10 protein-coding genes and 1 tRNA gene are annotated in these 17,025 nt (G+C 40.3%); 4 read left to right on the top strand and 7 right to left on the bottom strand.

The window, feature by feature from the left end:
- Window positions 1-5: 5 nt before the first annotated feature.
- The 6 genes from AAGF08_RS02425 to lepA all read right to left on the bottom strand — a co-directional run bounded on the left by AAGF08_RS02425 (window position 6) and on the right by lepA (window position 7,093).
- Window positions 6-2,540, bottom strand: coding sequence for an ATP-binding protein (locus AAGF08_RS02425; RefSeq protein ID WP_343509338.1), 2,535 nt, complete (start codon window positions 2,538-2,540; stop codon window positions 6-8).
- A 39-nt stretch (window positions 2,541-2,579) separates the two neighbouring features.
- Window positions 2,580-3,125 (bottom strand): DsrE family protein, encoded by a 546-nt coding sequence (locus AAGF08_RS02420; RefSeq protein WP_343509337.1) that lies wholly within the window; start codon window positions 3,123-3,125, stop codon window positions 2,580-2,582.
- Between the two features lie 584 nt (window positions 3,126-3,709).
- A tRNA-Leu gene (locus tag AAGF08_RS02415) sits at window positions 3,710-3,793 on the bottom strand.
- Window positions 3,794-3,871: 78 nt separating this feature from the next.
- The gene (locus tag AAGF08_RS02410) at window positions 3,872-4,753 is read right to left on the bottom strand and encodes a tetrahydrofolate dehydrogenase/cyclohydrolase catalytic domain-containing protein (protein WP_343509336.1); all 882 of its coding nucleotides are present in this window, start codon (window positions 4,751-4,753) and stop codon (window positions 3,872-3,874) included.
- Between the two features lie 90 nt (window positions 4,754-4,843).
- Entirely contained in the window at window positions 4,844-5,197 is a 354-nt protein-coding gene (locus tag AAGF08_RS02405) for a four helix bundle protein (protein WP_343509335.1), read from the bottom strand.
- 102 nt (window positions 5,198-5,299) lie between these two features.
- Window positions 5,300-7,093, bottom strand: a complete 1,794-nt coding sequence (gene lepA / locus AAGF08_RS02400) for a translation elongation factor 4 (RefSeq protein ID WP_343509334.1) — start codon at window positions 7,091-7,093, stop codon at window positions 5,300-5,302.
- Window positions 7,094-7,445: 352 nt separating this feature from the next.
- Between lepA and AAGF08_RS02395 the strand changes: the two genes are divergently transcribed.
- The 4 genes from AAGF08_RS02395 (at window position 7,446) to AAGF08_RS02380 (ending at window position 14,895) form a co-directional block, all read left to right on the top strand.
- A complete protein-coding gene (locus AAGF08_RS02395) occupies window positions 7,446-8,609 on the top strand; it encodes an efflux RND transporter periplasmic adaptor subunit (protein ID WP_343509333.1) in 1,164 nt (387 codons plus the stop codon).
- 143 nt (window positions 8,610-8,752) lie between these two features.
- On the top strand, window positions 8,753-11,944 hold the full coding sequence (locus tag AAGF08_RS02390; RefSeq protein ID WP_343509332.1) for an efflux RND transporter permease subunit: 3,192 nt from the start codon (window positions 8,753-8,755) through the stop codon (window positions 11,942-11,944).
- On the top strand, window positions 11,941-13,410 hold the full coding sequence (locus tag AAGF08_RS02385) for an efflux transporter outer membrane subunit (protein WP_343509331.1): 1,470 nt from the start codon (window positions 11,941-11,943) through the stop codon (window positions 13,408-13,410). Before AAGF08_RS02390 ends, AAGF08_RS02385 begins: the two co-directional genes overlap by 4 nt.
- A 945-nt stretch (window positions 13,411-14,355) precedes the next feature.
- Window positions 14,356-14,895, top strand: coding sequence for a DUF4924 family protein (locus AAGF08_RS02380; RefSeq protein ID WP_343509330.1), 540 nt, complete (start codon window positions 14,356-14,358; stop codon window positions 14,893-14,895).
- Between the two features lie 138 nt (window positions 14,896-15,033).
- Here AAGF08_RS02380 and AAGF08_RS02375 read toward each other — a convergent pair whose 3' ends face one another.
- Complete coding sequence (locus tag AAGF08_RS02375) at window positions 15,034-16,962, bottom strand: AAA domain-containing protein (RefSeq protein ID WP_343509329.1); 1,929 nt, start codon at window positions 16,960-16,962, stop codon at window positions 15,034-15,036.
- Between the last annotated feature and the right edge of the window lie 63 nt (window positions 16,963-17,025).

Raw genomic sequence — 17,025 nt, 5'->3', positions numbered from 1 at the left:
AAATATTATCGACTCGCCGGAGCAAACACTAACTCTGAGAGAGTCGATAATAGGTGTTTTACCTCAACATCCAAAAGATTTAAAACTTCACCCAACCCGTTCCGAGTACCTAATTTTAAACTGTTTTCTACTTTTCTGGCGAGTTCTCCACTTGGACTTTTTATCTGCCCCAATCGACTTCCCAATTGGTGACAAATCTCCAAAACTTCGTCCCATCTGTTATTTAGTCTCGCCTTTTTAAGTTTAGCCATATCTTTTTGGGTATCTCTGATCAGATCTTTTAGAATATCCATCAACAAATCTTCATCCCCCATACAAAACCTTCTCATATCTTTCAAATCGAAAAGATCATGATTTTCAGCTTGATTTGGCAAAGCCACAGGCTGCCCCTTGGTAGCCCTGTCTGGGAAAACTCTACTAAGACACGCAACCAATGCTCTTTCCTGGAAAGGTTTAAAAAGTAATTCATTAAAACCTTCCTTCATCATTTTTTCCTTTTCTTCCACGAAGACATTGGCAGTCATCGCCAGAATAGGCAGGGTTTGGTAAGAAGTAAAAGATCGCAGAGATTTAACCACATCAAACCCAGAAAATTCCGGCATTTGGATATCTATGATAGCAAGATCAATATCGATTTCTTCAAATTCATCCCGAAAGCTCGCCCCTCCCGGAAAGGCAATAACATTCGCTCCGAAGTAAGAGAATATTGTTTCCAAGTACCTTAAGCCAACTTTATCATCATCTACTAAGAGCACATTCTTACCATTCAAATCGATGAAATTGAATTCTTCAGAATTTACCTCTGCGGCTTTGGAAGGAACTGTTCTAAGGGGTAAAGTGATTTTAATTTCTGTTCCTATTCCAACTTCACTTTTCGTATCAATTTCCCCATCCATCAACATCACAAGTCGATTAACAATTGCTAACCCAAGCCCCGTACCTCCAAATTTCCTGGAAATGGAATTATCGGCTTGATCAAATTCAAGAAAAACCTTCTCCAATACTTCTTCGCTCATTCCGATCCCAGTATCGCTTATCTCAACTCTTAGCTTTTCATTTGCCCAGGCTATATCTACATGAATAGATCCTTCCTGTGTGAATTTAAATGCATTGGAAAGTAAATTATTCAAAATCTGTTTTAGACGGAGCTGATCTCCTTCCAACCATTTATCTTCTGGCAGATTCAAATCCCAATGGAAAGCAAGTTTTTTTTCATCAGCTTGTAGGTCATAAAAATTCTGAAGAGAGCTGAAAAGGGCTACTGGATCAAATGCCGTATACTCCAATTTTAGTTTCCCTGCCTCAAGTTTGGAAAAATCAAGTACATCATCCACAATCTCCATTAATGTCTGCGAAGCAAACCCGATCATCCGTAAGTAAGATTGCTGGGCGGTATTCATTTCTGATTTTTCCAAAACAGATTGGTAGCCCTGAATAACATGAAGTGGATTTCTAATCTCGTGACTCATGTTTGCCAAAAATTCCTGCTTCGATCTGGCCAACTGTTCAGATTTTTGCTGAGAAATCAAGAGGTTTTCCTGATAGGTTTTATTCAATTTAATTTCCTTTAAAATTGAATAAACCATAAGTGCTGAACCTAGAACGGCTAGCCCAACGATCATCAATAAAAAGAAGGTAACGTCATTTACCAGTCCAAAAGCAGCATTGTTTTGGGAGTTTGAGTCTTTTATTACTGTATCCTCGAGAACCTTTAACAATTGTTGGATGGTACCAATTATTTCACTTTGCTTTATTGAAAGATCCGTTTCTAGGGTGGCAAGCTTTTCTCGTTGGTAGGATTCCTCCCGGTATATCCTACTGATTACTCCTCGGATGTTATAAAGAATACTGTCAATGGTAACTGGTTGCGTCGAATTGGGTCTAGAATTTTGCCTTTGAAGATTCCGAAGGTAATTCACCAATTTATCCTCTTCCTTGGATAATTCATTAGATAAAACCCTCCCTCTCTGCAACTCTTGATTTGGAGGAAGTTCCTGAAGGTTTGCATTTTGTTCCTCAAGTTCATCCAGTATAATATTTCTTGGTTCTAGGGTTCTAAGTGGTTGGGTTTCTACATCAACTGCTCTTCTTCGGATTCCTAGCTCTACTTTTTTCAAAGCTTCCTGGGTGAAATTACGGTTTGCCAGATTACGTTTCACCTCAAAGAGATCCATGTAGCCAGTTACCAAAGTTGCCAGGTTTTCTCTAATACTTTGAATATTGTTTTTTTCCAAGGTATCAGAGGCTAATTCATCCAATTGAGAAAGCTTCAGGTTTAATGAGTTTAGGGTGGAATCTTTCACCCTAAAATCTCCTCCAACACCCACTTGATCTATTTGAGAGACCGAAAAAATTTGAGCTTGTAATTCGTTAAGAAGATTTAACTTTTTATTGGGACGGGCCAATTCGGCAACTGTATCAACTAGCCGATTAAGGGTATAATAGGTCAATCCTGCTACACCAATCAGGAAGATAGCAGCAAAGAAAAAGCCGATAACGACTTTACTGGCTGTTTTGGATGGGGGATTGACTTTTTTCATAAATCTATCCCCCAAAAATACCAATAATTATTCCAAGTATTAGAATTTCAGCAGTGTATATCCCTGAGGTACGTAAGTGGTAAGAGTGGTGAGAGCAGAATGTGCGATCTGAATCCCTGGCCAAATGTCATCTTTGCTCAAGGATCTAGCACGCATGGACTGTCCACAGACATAGACTTCAACACCTGCAGCTTTCAAAGCTTCAAAAACAGGAAGATTTGGATTATCTACTTCATAGCGACTCTTGTAATTTGCATCATTCAAAATCGTAAAAATTGCACCGCCATGAATTACTACCTTCACGTGCATCTGTTCTTTTTTCACTCCGGCAAGTCCATGAAGATTCATTAACCTAGCCACATTATCTACCCATCTGCTGATTTGCTTAGTATCTGCTGGCCCTGTGGTCATATCTACAATAACCTTATATTCCAGGCTTGGATCAGGTCGCTCAGTAGCATCAGGGATTTCATAAATTCCACCAAACCCTTTTACCAAAGGAAACTGAGCTTCAGATTGAGCAAATGTAAACTGGGAAAGGAAAAGTGCAGCTGAGAAAAGAGCTGCTTTAAAGAGTCGATTCATAAGAAATTTAATTTGGGCGAAAATGTAAGGAAAATATGGGGAGAGAAGAGGCCATTGGTGGAAAAAATAAAAGATATCTTTTCGATTGTTCAATTGGCGATTGAAATACAAGAATCCTTATTAAATATTCCGAAAAAGCACAAACGATACTATTAAAATCTCAGCGCGTTTTAATTTTAATTGCGCTGTAAATTTGCTGTGATATTTTTTTAAGCCGAGACTGCTTCGGCCTCTGACACTCGCCTGACTTTAATTTGAGTAAAATGAGATTTCTCCCACTGGTCGAAATGACTAGATACTCCTAAGCTCTTTTGCTTCTTTGCGGGAGATTTTATTTCAGAAGAATATGATTACCTACACATCGCTAGGTAGGTTCCTGGTTTTGATATTCGCTTGACGGTAGTTTGAAGAGATTTCCTACCTCCCGGCAGGCAAGCTCGCTCTGGTCGAAATGACCTAAACAATTCTTTCCTCACTGTGAAAAGCTCCGCGTTCTCTGCGCCTTTAAGGTAAACAAAACCTTCGAGGTTTTTGAGACCTCAAAGGATACAAAAAAAGCCCTGAATTTCTTCAGAGCTTTCTTGTGCGCACGAGAGGATTCGAACCTCCACACTACTTAAAGCACCAGCCCCTCAAGCTGGCGTGTCTACCAGTTTCACCACGTGCGCTTACTGGGAATGCAAAAGTATCAGACTTGCCTATTCGAAGCAAACCTCAACCTAAAGCTTTTCAAAATATTTTTTAATTTACCCGTAAACTTTCTTTTCAGCAGAAAGCAAGGTATTGTAAAGAAGAGAGGCGATCGTCATAGGACCAACTCCACCTGGGACCGGTGTAATTGCAGATGCTTTCTCAGCTACTTCATCAAATTTCACATCTCCCACTAATCTAAAACCTGATTTCTTGCTTGCATCTTCGATTCTGTGGATCCCAACATCAATTACAACAGCTCCCGGCTTCACCATGTCAGCAGTGACAAATTGTGGTTTACCCAAAGCCACGATCAAAATATCAGCATTTCTTGCTATTTCTTCCAGATTCTTTGTTCGACTGTGAGTCAATGTCACTGTAGCATTTCCAGGGTAATCATTTCTAGCCATCAGAATGCTCATTGGGCTTCCTACAATATGGCTTCTTCCGATCACCACACAGTTTTTGCCAGAAGTTTCAATCTCATATCTTTTTAGAAGCTCCACAATTCCATTAGGAGTTGCCGCCACGTAAGCTGGCCAGTTTAGAGCCATACGGCCCACATTGGCAGGAGTAAATCCATCCACATCTTTTTCAGGCTTGATTTTATCAGTCACTTTCTTCACAGAAATATGCTTTGGAAGTGGTAGTTGTACAATCAATCCATCAATCTCCGGATTCTCATTAATATCCTCAACCATTTTCAGAAGTTCAGCCTCAGATACTGTATCTTCTAATCGAACCAGAGTTGACTCAAAACCACATTCTCCACAAGCTTTTACCTTGGAATTTACATACGTCTGACTTGCCCCATCATTGCCAACAAGAATAGCTGCCAAATGAGGTATTTTTCCTCCTTCAGCTTTTATCTCCGCCACTCGAGCAGCGATTTCGGATTTGATTTCAGCGGATGTTTTTTTACCGTCGATTAAGATCATTTTATTTACGAGTTACGATTTTGGATTTACGAGATCCACAGGAACTCCAACCCTTAAATTATTTTATGATCCTGAAAATCCATTTCAGAATTAACTAGATCTTGATGTTTTAATACTAGCAACAATGATAGCTACTAGCTCATCTGCTTCTTTTATTAGTCGCTTAATTTCTGATGATAATTCAAAATTGTCGTTTATTTCATTTATAACCTCAAGAAAGAATTGGCTTTCATCAGCTTCCTCCTCTACTATTTTCAATTTGTTAATAAAATCGGCTTTAGATTTTGCTCTAGTCACTGCTCTATAGTTGGCAGCAAAAGAACTAGAACTCCTAATGAGTTGATTTACATAACCATTAAACTCCCTGGAATGTGGCAACTTCGAACATAATCTCCAAACATCTATAGCAAACTGCTTGGTTCTCCTGATTATTTCCTGTTTCATATATCAAATTTTAGAACTAAATCTAAAAAACTTAACTATGAAAATTAAGGTTAGAAGTACTATTAAATCTCGTAATTCGTACTTCTAAAATCGTAAATCAGATTAATCAAGCTTAAGTACCGCCATAAACGCTTCCTGAGGCACTTCGACGTTTCCGACTTGTCTCATGCGTTTCTTACCTTTCTTCTGCTTCTCAAGGAGTTTACGCTTACGGGAAATATCACCACCATAACACTTCGCCAATACGTTTTTACGCAAAGCCTTAACTGTCTCCCGGGCGATAATCTTAGTGCCAATTGCAGCCTGAATAGCAATTTCAAACATTTGTCTCGGTACCAATTCTTTCAACTTCTCACAAAGTCTCTTTCCCCACTCATAAGCTTTATCTCTGTGAACTACCGCTGATAAGGCATCAACTGGTTCGCCATTCAACATTACATCCAATCGAACCATATTCGAAATTTGGTAACCGATTAATTCGTAATCCAATGAAGCGTAACCCCTGGAAATAGTTTTCAACTTATCGAAGAAATCAAATACAATTTCCGCCAAAGGCATATCGAAAGTCAATTCTACCCGGTCAGCAGTCAGATAAACCTGATTCTTTATTTGACCTCGCTTATCCATACAAAGAGTAATCACTGCACCAACATATTCTGCCGCCGTGATGATCGAAGCTTTAACATAGGGTTCCTCAATATGCTTCATTCGTGTTGGGTCAGGCATATCGGATGGTGCATTGATCAATTGATAAGTATCATTGGTCATTAATGCTTTAAATTGAACCGAAGGAACCGTGGTAATCACAGTCATATCGAATTCCCGCTCCAATCGCTCTTGAATGATTTCCATATGAAGCATACCCAAGAATCCACATCTAAAACCAAAACCAAGAGCTACAGAAGTTTCAGGTTCCCAAACCAAAGAAGCATCATTTAGCTGAAGCTTCTCCATGGATGCCCTCAATTCTTCATAATCGGTAGTTTCTACTGGGTAAATACCCGCAAAAACCATCGGCTTCACATTTTCAAAGCCCTGAATTGCTTTCTCGCAAGGTCTTTTGATATGGGTAATCGTATCCCCTACTTTGATCTCTTTAGCAACTTTAACTCCAGAGATCAAGTAACCTACATTGCCGGCGCTCATGGTTTGCTGTGGGATTTGATTCAATCCCAGAATACCTATTTCATCGGCCTCGTATTCCTTACCTGTATTAACAAACTTGATTTTATCGCCTTTGCTGAAAGTCCCATTGAAAATTCGGAAAATAACCTCCACTCCACGGAATGGGTTATAAACCGAATCAAAAATCATAGCTTGAAGTGGGGCATCAGGATCTCCTTTAGGAGGAGGAATTCTTGTCACTACAGCTTTCAAAATGTCATCAATTCCAATTCCGGTTTTGCCGGAGGCAAGAATAATATCTTCCCAATCACAGCCTATCAAATCTATTACCTCGTCAGCGACTGATTCCGGATCTGCTCCAGGAAGATCAATTTTATTTAAAACAGGAATAATTTCCAGATCGTGACCCAAAGCAAGGTATAAGTTTGAGATGGTCTGGGCCTCTATCCCTTGAGAAGCATCCACAATCAACAAAGCTCCTTCACAGGCAGCAATGGATCTGGAAACTTCGTAGGAAAAATCAACGTGTCCCGGAGTATCAATGAGGTTCAGCGTATAAACTTCCCCTTCGTGGGTATATTTCATCTGGATGGCATGAGATTTAATGGTAATACCACGTTCCCGCTCCAAATCCATATTATCTAACAACTGCGCCTGCATATCGCGATCAGCGACGGTATCAGTCTCCTGCAGCAGTCTATCCGCCAATGTACTCTTCCCATGATCAATATGGGCGATGATACAGAAATTTCTTATTTTTTGCATATCCATTCTGGGGGCAAAAGTAGTAAAAATTAGGCTTATCGCTTTTTATTTTTCATCCTTTCTTGAAAGCAAAAAATAGCAGACAAGAGTTTAAAAAATGTTAAATCTTAAAAAGCCCCCTCCGAAAGCTTTATTCCTTCACTTCCAAAAAGTTAATCGAAACCAATTACTACTCTAATAATTGGTTATTTCCTCCCCAATTTTCATCATTTTTTACCCAATTAAAGGTTGGTTTTTATGAATTCCGTCCTGATAATCAGCAATAATCGTCCAAATGATCAAAATATAGCCCATGGTATGATTATTTCTAATTGGTTTCTGAAAAGAGCAAATACCTAGGAATCAAAGCCTATTGATTATGAAAACTCAACCAACTATTAATAAAATAAAAAAATCCTTACCCCAAACTCTCTTGCTTCTTTGCCTCGGCATTGGGATCCTCAGTTGTGAGGAAGCCGAAGTGAAGGAAGAAGGTATTCCACTTCCCATTTTAACATTGAAAGAGGAAAAAGCAGCTGTTTCCTATAAGTATTTAGGATCAGTAGAGGGTGTAGAAAACGTACAAATCCGACCTCAGGTGGAAGGGATCCTGGAGGAAATCTATGTAGATGAAGGACAATATGTCAATAAAGGTGATGTCTTATTCAAAATTAATAGTCAGCCTTATATGGAGGATCTGAAAAATGCCCTTGCAAATGTAGAACTTGAAAAAGCGAAGTTGAGGAAAGCGAAAACTGAGATCGAGAGGCTACGACCTTTGATCGAAAATGAAGTGATCTCTGAAGTTAGGATGGAAACTACAAAAGCGGATTATGAGGTAGCACAATCCTCACTTGCAAAAGCAGAGGCAGCAGCTGCGAATATGCGCATCAATATGGAATTCACTACAATCAAGGCACCTGTGGATGGACTAATGGGAAGAATCCCAAAATCTATTGGAAACGTGGTGAAAAAATCGGATTCAGAACCATTGACAGTCTTATCTAATGTCAGTGAGATCTATGTCTATTTCTCCATGAGTGAGTCGGATTACCTCTACTTTGAAAGAATGAAGAAAGATTCTTCATCCAGAAAAATGAATCCTGATGTGAAATTGGTCTTAGCTGATGGAAGTGTATATGACAAAGTTGGAACTATCGATGCTAACTCAGGTCAGATTAACAGATCTACCGGATCAATCACCTTGAGAGCTCATTTCGAAAATCCTGATACACTTTTAAGAACAGGAAATACAGGAAAGATTCTGATGGAACAGATTTATCCTAATGCCATTTTGGTTCCCCAATCTGCCACAACTTCTATTCAGGACAAACGATTTATCTATGTCTTAAATGAGGACAATACTGTGGTCAGACAAGAAATCAAAATTGAAGGAAGGTCTGGTAACGACTTTATCGTTAGTGGTGATGTATTAAAAGCTAATGATCGAATTGTGACTGCCGGTCTTGATAAATTAAGTGATGGAGTACTTGTAAAGCCAATTGAGCAAGGTCGACTCCTGACAGATAACAACCCAAAATAATTCTCAATTCTCTCTGACACAAAAAATGTTTCAGAGCGATATTCAGACCTAAACCTGATCGATTCTCCTTTACAGAATGTAGAGGAGCGGGACCTCTTTTTTTTTATTTCCCCGCTTTTATCGAGGTAAATCCTGATGAACTCATGATAAAAAATATAATACAAAGGCCAGTTTTAGCGCTGGTGATATCCATTCTTTTGGTTTTGGCTGGTGCAGCAAGCATGAGACTACTGCCGGTGGAAAGATTCCCTGAAATAGCTCCGCCAAGTGTCAGTGTGCAGGTATACTACCCAGGCGCCAACGCAGAAACTGTTGCTAATTCTGTTCTTCTACCCCTCGAGGAAGCTATCAATGGTGCAGAAAACATGAGTTACATCAACTCCACTGCGACCAACTCAGGCCGAGGAAGATCCACCGTTTATTTCGAACCAGGTACAGATCCCAATGTAGCAGCGGTAGAAATTCAAAACCGAATCTCAAAAGTGATGGAGCAAATTCCATCTGAAGTTAGAGAAGCGGGAATTGTCGTTTTAAAAAGACTGAAAGGTTCTTTGATGACCATCAACATCTACAGTGAAAATGGAGCTTATGACGAAACTTTCTTGAATGCATACACCAGAATGAACATTCGAAGGGAATTGAAAAGGGTTAGTGGTATTGCTGAAGCTTCCATTTTGAGATCCCGTGACTATGCCATGCGAATCTGGCTTAATCCTGAGAAACTAGCGCTATATGGTTTGACTCCAAGAGAGGTTTTAAACGAAGTAAGGGATCAAAGTTTTGAGGCGGCGCCTGGAAGATTCGGAGAAAACTCAGAGGAAACTTTCGAGATTGTATTGAAGCATTCCGGCAGATTTAGTGAACCGGAAGAATACGAAAACATTGTCATCAAATCAGAAGAAGACGGTTCTCAATTGCGGCTAAAAGATGTTGCAAGACTGGAGTTTGGAGCTTCCAATTATGCCAGTGAAAACAAGCTAGATGGCAAATCTGCAGTGACTATTGACATTGTGCAGCAGCAAGGTGCCAATGCTGTGGAAATTGACAAGGCGGTCCGTGAAATCATGGAAAAACAAGCTAAAGCTTTCCCGGAGAGCATGAAATACAAGATTACTTACAGTGTTCGTGATCAAATTGACGAATCCATGCATCACGTACAAAAGACCTTGATTGAGGCATTTGTATTGGTGTTTTTGGTAGTCTTTATCTTTTTGCAGGATTTCCGAGCCACGATTATTACGGCAATTTCCATCCCGGTTTCCTTGATCGGTACTTTCTTTTTCCTTCAGGCTATTGGCGCGACGATGAACGTATTGAGTATGTTTTCGATCGTTCTTGCCATCGGAATCGTGGTCGATGATGCCATTGTGGTGATTGAGGCGATTTATGAAAAAATCCATGACCATGGCATGCATGTCATCGATGCGGTGAATTCCGCCATGTCTGAAATTACAGGTGCGATTATTTCCATTACCATTGTGATTGCCGCGGTATTTTTACCTGCAGGCTTCTTGGATGGACCGGTTGGGGTTTTCTATAAAGAATTTGCCTTTACCATCATTTTCGCAGTACTTATTTCTGCCATTAATGCCCTGACTTTGGTACCTGTATTAAGTGCTTTGATCTTAGGTAAAGGCAAAAAGAAGAAAGTCCAAAAAGACAATCTGATCGGGAAAATCAAATCTTCCAAAGGGGTTTATAAATTCAAATTCTTCAAGACTGTTGGCCTAAGAAAATTCGATAAGGTATTTGACAAATTCACTTTCCAATACATCAGACTTGTAAAATGGGCGATCATTAGAAGATGGTGGACAATCGGTGGATTGGTCGTCGTTTCAGGATTGACTTTCTTTTTGGCATCTTCCACTCCGAAAGGATTTATCCCCACAGAAGATGATAATTTCCTGATTTTCTCCCTGACCATGCCAGAAGGTTCGTCTCTTCATAGAACCAACCAACTTCTTCGAGAGGCTGATTCTCTGCTTCATTTGGAACCAGCTGTGGCGAGTGTCAACACGGTTTCCGGCTATAACATCGTGGATGATTCCGAAAGTGCTTCTACGGGTTTGGGTTATGTGAAACTGAAAGAAGTTTCTGAGCGAGGAGATATTTCAAATATCAAAGAAGTGGTCAAGCATTTGACGGAGAAACTGAGTGTTTTGAACGAAGCTAAAATCAATATGTATCCAAGACCGACGGTTCAGGGATTCGGGAATTTTGACGGTGTTCAGATTGTCCTTCAGGATTATTCAGATGGAGATTTGGCAGAATTCGGCGTGTTGATCAATGAGTTTGTATCAGAGCTTTCCAGCCAAAAGGAAATTGAGAAAGCTTTCACTTCCTACAACACCAATTTCCCTCAATTCAAATTGGATATTGACTATGAAAAAGCAAAGGCGCTGGGCGTATCCGTGAAGGATATGATGTTTACCATCCAGTCGAATTTCGGTAGAACGAGAGTTGGAGATTTCAACAGATTCACTAGACAATACATGGTCTACATGCAATCAGATATTCAGTTTCGCGAAACTCCAGACGCGATAAATTCCATCATGGTTAAGAACAACAAAGACGAGATGGTTCCGCTGAGTTCTTTTGTAAGACTGGAGCAAACCTACGGCCCTGAGACAGTTTTCAGATATAATTTATACAATGCCGCAAGGATCAATATCACGCCTGCACAAGGTTACAGTACTGGTGATGTGATGAAAATGCTAGATAAATTCAGCGAGGATAAACTTCCTGCCAACCTTGGTTTTGAATGGACAGGAATGAGTTTGGAGGAGAAGAAATCAGGTTCTGATACGACAATCATCTTTATCATCAGTATTATTTTAACCTATTTCATTCTCGCCGCTCAATACGAAAGTTTCTGGCTTCCGATGGCAGTGATCCTCTCTTTACCAGCTGGTATTTTAGGAGTTTTTGCCTCTATCAACCTTGCCGGAATCGATAATAATATTTATGTGCAGGTAGGGCTGATTATGTTGATTGGTTTGTTGGCGAAAAACGCGATCCTTATCGTGGAGTTTGTCGCCCAAAAAAGAAGATCTGGATTGCCTGTTTTCGAAGCAGTAATTGAAGCTTGTCAGTTGAGATTAAGACCGATAATGATGACCTCCTTTGCATTTACCGCAGGCTTGATTCCATTGATGTTTTCGGTTGGCTCTTCGGCGGAAGGAACCAAGTCTGTCAGTATTGGTACTGCCGGAGGGATGATTTTCGGAATTTCACTAGGTCTGATTTTCATACCGGTTCTATCCTATGTATTCCAAGAATTGCAGGATCGATTCACTCTGAAAGTAAGTAAAAAAGTAGAAACAGCAGTACAATGAACCACGCAAAGAAAATAGTATATCTCTTTTTGATATTGGTGGCAGCGAGCTGCAAAGTGGGCGAAAACTACACTCGTCCTGAAACCAATTTACCGGATGAGTTTTACGGAAGTGACAAGCTTCAGGATAGTGTTTTTGTAGGAGATAAACCAATTGCCACCATCAATTGGGAAGAATTCTTTCAGGATTCCATGTTAAACTCACTGATAGATTCTGCTTTGGTGGGCAATTTTGACATGCAGAAAACAGCGAAACAGATTGAGATTGCGAATGAGAGCTTTCTTCAATCCAAAGCGAATTTCTTACCAAGCCTGAATTCTAATCCAGCCCGTTTTACACGGGAGTACTACTCAGGAAATTTCAATAATTACGGTTCGAATAGATCCAGGAGAAACCATCCTGATGGTGTTCCTAATACTTTATACACCGAAAATCTCGCTTATGCAGTGACACTTCAGGCGAGTTGGGAGATCGATATATGGGGAAAGTTACGTTGGCAAAAAGAGGCTGCACAAGCCAAATACATGCAAACTCAGGAATTCCGAAAAGCTGTTCAAACTGCCTTGGTTTCGGAGATTGCCTCAACTTATTTCAATATCCTGATGCTCAAATCGCAGCTGACAGTTGCGCAGCGGAATTATGACCTTAGTAAAAACACTTTGAGAATTGTGGAGCTTCAGTATGATGCTGGGGAAAACACCTCTTTGGCAATCCAGCAAACAAAATCACAGATGCTGAGAGCGAAGGCTCTTATTCCTCAATTGGAAAAAGCTTATACTATTCAAGAGAATAGATTGAACAACCTTTTGGGAAAAAATCCTGGTGCATTGGAGTTTAAGGGGCTTTTGGATCAGTTAGCGTTGGACCATGAATATACCACAGGAGTACCAATTGAGCTTATCCAAAACAGGCCAGATGTGGCAGCTTCAGAATATGAATTGATCGCTACGAATGCCCGAGTCGGAATTACTAAAGCGATGAAATATCCCTCATTGACAATTAGTGCAGGTGCTGGATTGAATTCCATGGCTTTCGGTTCAGTCTTTGACCCGGTAGGTTCTGGTTTTGCCTTACTGAATGGGGCATTATTCCAACCTATTTTTCAAAATAGAAAGCTGAAGACAAATCACCGAATTGCTATCAAGCAGCGGGAAATTGCAGAATTAGATTTTAGAGACAAGGTAAATACTGCTGTGATGGAGGTTTCCAGTGCTTTGGTGAATATGGAAAAGCTGCAGGAAGAATATGAAATCGCCCAGGAAAGAATGCGGACAACTACCAAAGGGATGACTGATGCATTTTTGCTATTCGAAAGTGGTTTTGCTAATTATCTGGAAATCATCAATGCTCAGGAAGATGCCTTGCAAAACCAGTTAGAAGTGGTGCAATTGAAGATGCAATTGGCTTTGGCCAAAGTCGAACTCTACAGAAGCCTTGGAGGCGGCTGGCAAGTTAATGGCAATTAGGATGAGTCAGTTTACGGAATTATTTCTCCTATAAATCCTATAAAAAATGGTCTGTCAGTCCGAATGTTAAATATTCATCGAACAACAAAAAGGAAACAGTGGGATCCAAAATGGATTCTATTGTTTCCTTTTCGCATCTGAAAACCAATTCTCAACAATAAAACGTAGTAAGTGTAGGCGCGTGGGGCTGACGCAGCAGAAGGTAACAGTCACAGTTGGCTGGGAATCGTGTTTATTTGGAGAAGCAATAATCATCTTGAAATCTGCATTGAAAAAAACTAACCTCCTCGTTGGTACTTTTGAGGCCAAAAGTACCCAAAAGCCTCTTCCCTAAACTCTCCTTCAAATCGGTAATAATTCCAGTAATTAATTCAATGCGTTCCGATTTGATTTTTTCGCTTTGGCATCTCCTAAAAATCGGCGGATCTCGCTCGAAACTTGCGAGCTAACCGATTTTTTAACGGATCTGCCTTCAGCTCAAAAACCGGATAGTTTAAGGGAGTCCCTCCAAAATTCGACTTTTTTTACAAAATGACATTTCAATTTTAGAACAATCATTAATCGGACGTGCGGTGGGAGGATTTGGCAGCGGGGCGGGCGGAGGCTTTGTGCGGTGGAAGCTTTGCCAAATCTTGATTTTTTCGTCCTTTTGCATCAGGGCAAAAGGACAAAGGGTACAAATAGCAAAATGTTTATATGGAGAAACAATTATCAACTCAAATTAATCTCCATTAACAAAGTATAAAATTTTGAGATTATTTATTTTTCAAAAGTTAAGTTAACCTGTCATTGGTAGCACTTGAGAGACGGGAGTCTCAAAATCGAAGACGCTTCGACTCCGCTCAACGTGACAAAGCTGCTTGCCAACACAAAAATCTTTTCAAGGATTAGTTTGCTTTTGGAAAGCAAAGAAGACAAAAAACAATCTTTTCTTACCTTTGCCGCATGAAGTCTGTAGCAGAGAACAAGAGAGCAACCAATATTGCCGAATATATCATCTACATGTATCAAATGGAGGATTTGATCCGGTCTTACCAAGGCAATCCGGAGGAAATCAAAACCTTTGTAGTTTCTAAATATCCGGTTTCCGAAGAAGAAAGAAATGAGATTTCGGAATGGTATCTAGCCCTTTTAGGAAAAATGAAAGATCAGGATATTCTAGAAAAAGGACATTTAAAAGAGCTCAATGAGCTAGTCTTTTCTTTGGCAGAAATCCATTGGAAACTCTTAAAAACAGATGCCAAATATTTTGAAATCTACAATAAAACCAAACCTTTTGTAATTGAAGCTGTGATGCAGGCGGAAGGACGGGACTTGGGGAATGAAATACAAATATGCCTGAACGGTATTTACGGCTTATTACTTTGCCGGCTTTTAGGCAAAAAAGTGTCAGATGAACAGTTGAAATCGGCGGAAGCTTTTGGAGATGTTTTGAGCTATCTCAGCAGGTATTACCAAACATTGCATTCTTTGTCAAAGAATTAAATACCTATTTAACCAATGAGCAACACATTCATTTTTATAGTTGTAGGGATTTTGATCCTACATTTTGTTGTAGGTATTGGCTATTTGATTTATAAGATCAATGGAGGTAAAAACAGAGATTAAATAAAACTCATATTATTAATCCAAAAACTCCCATACACTCCGGTATCCCTCATTCTTCTCGAAATACTGCAGTAGCTGATCGAAAAAAGTGTTTTGCGCTAGCGTGCTGCTATCTCCTATCAACACTAGTTTTCGTTTGGCTCGAGTCAAAGCTACGTTCATTCTGCGAGTATCCGCCAAAAACCCGATTTCTCCTTTCTCATTGGATCTAGTGAGGGAAATCAACATCAGGTCACGCTCCTGCCCTTGGAATCCATCGACCGTATCGATGGTTATCAAATCCGAAAAAGCTCTCAAATTTGGATACTCAAACCCTTCAAAAATCAAAGAACGAAGCAGGCGAACTTGGGCACCATAGGGAGCAATTAAGCCGATGGTCCAACCTTCTTGCTTGAAATTCCCAATTCCAATTCGCACAATCATCTCATTCAAATAGCGACAGGCAAAAGCGGCCTCCTCCGGATTACAGGTACTTAGACTTTCATGTTCCTTCTGATCTAAATACCCAGCTCCGGCGGTATCAATCCATTCCAACGCATTGCTATCTCCGGGGAAAACATGCAATTTAGTATTCTCGGCAGCCTGAAGTTTACCTTTATAAAATTGTTCATTGGAGAATCCCATAATAACTTCCAGCATTCTATACTGCACCTGAAGCATCTGTGAAGCCTGAGGCTTTCTGGCAATCACTTTTTCAAATAAAGTTTCAGCCAATCCTTCCTGAGCAGCCTGATAAGATTTGATAGTAGGAGGAAGCTGACAATGATCCCCTGCAAAAACCACTTTCTTGGCCTTCAAAATCGGAATCCAAGTGGCTGCTTCCAAGCCCTGGACAGCCTCATCGATAAATACCACGTCAAACTCCATCCCCTTTAAGCTGTAAGAAGAGGCCCCCACCAGAGTGCTGGCAAAAACCTTAGTCTTCTGGAAAATATCGTACTGAATGTATTCTTCCAGTGACTTGGCCGCTTCACGAAGTCGAGAGACTTCCGCATACATCAGTTTGCGTTGTACCCTCTCCTCAGGTCCAAAATTCCTTTTGTATTGCTTAGCCAGCTTTAGGTATTTATCCGTTTCTTTTCGAAGCTTTTTAAGATCCCTATAACTCGGGTGAAAAGTCGTTTTCGCATCCAAAGTTTGGTTCAAAATCTTCTTCTCTACCCTCGCTGGATGCCCCAAACGCAAGGTCTCAATTTCTCGATCAATCAACTTTTCTACCAACAGATCCACAGCAGCATTACTGGGAGCACAGACCAAAATGGATTGACCTAAAATCACTGCTTGTTCGATTGCTTCGATCAAGGTAGTCGTTTTCCCTGTTCCAGGAGGTCCATGTACCACCGCCACATCTTTTGCATTTGAGATGAGTTGGCAGGCTTTATTTTGAGAGTCATTGAGATGAGATGCATTGCTTTGAGCTTTCTCAGAAAACTGTGGCGACTTCTTACCCAAGAGAATCTCTTTCAACTCCTCCACGCGTTTGTTTTCGGTAGAAATCACCCGCTTCAAGGCAAACTCCATTTCCCGGTAGCTTGCCTCATCAAAGAGCAAATCCACTCCCAAGCGTCCTCCTTCCATCCAATCAGGTATCTCATCCACCTGAAGTGTCACGATCATGGAATTATTACGGACAAAGTTGATCACCCCATTTACCCGGTGCTCAGCACTTTGATACCTATCTTGCGTAGTAAAAAAAGACACTGATTTCCCAGAGGAAAAAGCAGAAGATTGATTGGAATCTGTCCTTTCGATCTCTACAAGGAGTCTTTCTCCCATCCCGATTTTACTTTTCTTGAGCAGCACAGGATGCCAGGTAATCCCTTCTTTTTTCTTTTCAGCAATGGAGGAATTCAGAAATTTCTGTTTGTATTGGGCCAGGTCTTCCTGCCATTCTAGTTTTAAAAGTTTTAGTCCTTTCTTTAATTCCTCTGTGACTTTGTCCATCAATGCTTATTTTAGGGTCGAAACTAATCAAATCGGATTAAGTTTTCTATTCAAAAAAAGCAA

The organism is Algoriphagus sp. SE2, assembly GCF_039563885.1.
In the GTDB taxonomy this organism is placed as follows: Bacteria; Bacteroidota; Bacteroidia; order Cytophagales; family Cyclobacteriaceae; genus Algoriphagus.
Note: the sequence above shows the minus strand (reverse complement) of the source record. Positions and strands in the feature narration are given on the sequence as shown.